This is a genomic window from Rhizobium sp. SEMIA 4085, from assembly GCF_013004495.1.
GTDB classification, from domain to species: Bacteria; Pseudomonadota; Alphaproteobacteria; order Rhizobiales; family Rhizobiaceae; genus Rhizobium; species Rhizobium gallicum.
This window is the reverse complement of record NZ_JABEPH010000688.1, coordinates 1-878: the sequence shown is the minus strand read 5'-3', so window position 1 is coordinate 878 and position 878 is coordinate 1. Positions and strand designations below refer to the sequence as shown.

The window sequence follows — 878 nt, the reverse complement described above, 5'->3', positions numbered from 1 at the left end:
GTATAAGAGACAGCTCTCAAACCGGTCGGGAGCCGATATGGCCAGGGTACGGTAGTCACCGAGATCCGCCTCCTTCGTCAGCTTCCAATAGTCGATCAGGCGCCAAGGGCTGTTCGTTACGATTCGCCCTCGGTCGTTGCGGAAATAGGTGGACATGCCGGGATGGCTCCAGATCATGTCCTGGTGCATCTCTTGGATCGTCCGATTGTAGCGGTGATATACGTCTTGCCGGCATTCCACCTCGACGAGCTTCTTCTCTCCCATCTGGCGCAGAATGCTCAGCACGTAATCGATCTGGCTTTCGATCGTGAAGATGAAGTTGCCGCGGTGGCCGAGCGCCGTATTGGGGCCGTAGAGCATGAAGAAGTTCGGGAAGCCCGCCACTACGGTTCCAAGATAAGCCTGGCAGTCGTCATCGTTCCAGACCTCACGTACTGTCACGCCGTTGCGTCCGATCACCTGAACCGGAAGTAAGAAGCGTGTTATATCGTAGCCCGAGGCGACGATGAGAACGTCTGCCTCATGCGTGTCGCCATTTATCCCATGGATCGACTTGCCTTCAACATGCGCGGCGGCGCTGTCTACCAGTTTAACATGCGGCTTGAGTAGGGTCTTGTACCAGCCGTTGTCTAGGAGCATCCGCTTGCCGAATGGCGGGTACGGCGGGGGGACGATGGGCCGCAGGGCGGGGGGGCGGGGGAGGAGCGCTTCGGGCAATAGAGAGGGAAGGTCCCGGTGGGGGGGGGCGTCCCGCTTCTCAGACAACGAGGGGGGCGGGCCAGCGGGGGGCCCCGGCCCGGGCGCGCGGCCCTGCGAGTTGGCGAGGCACCACCCCGCGAGCCGGGGAGGCCGCTCGCAGCGCGGGTCCCCCGGCGGAG

Annotated in this window: 1 pseudogene; it reads right to left on the bottom strand. The window is 62.5% G+C overall.

The features are described from left to right. Positions 1-639 (bottom strand): annotated as a pseudogene (locus C9413_RS32390) (monooxygenase); the annotation flags it as partial. Positions 640-878 lie beyond the last annotated feature (239 nt).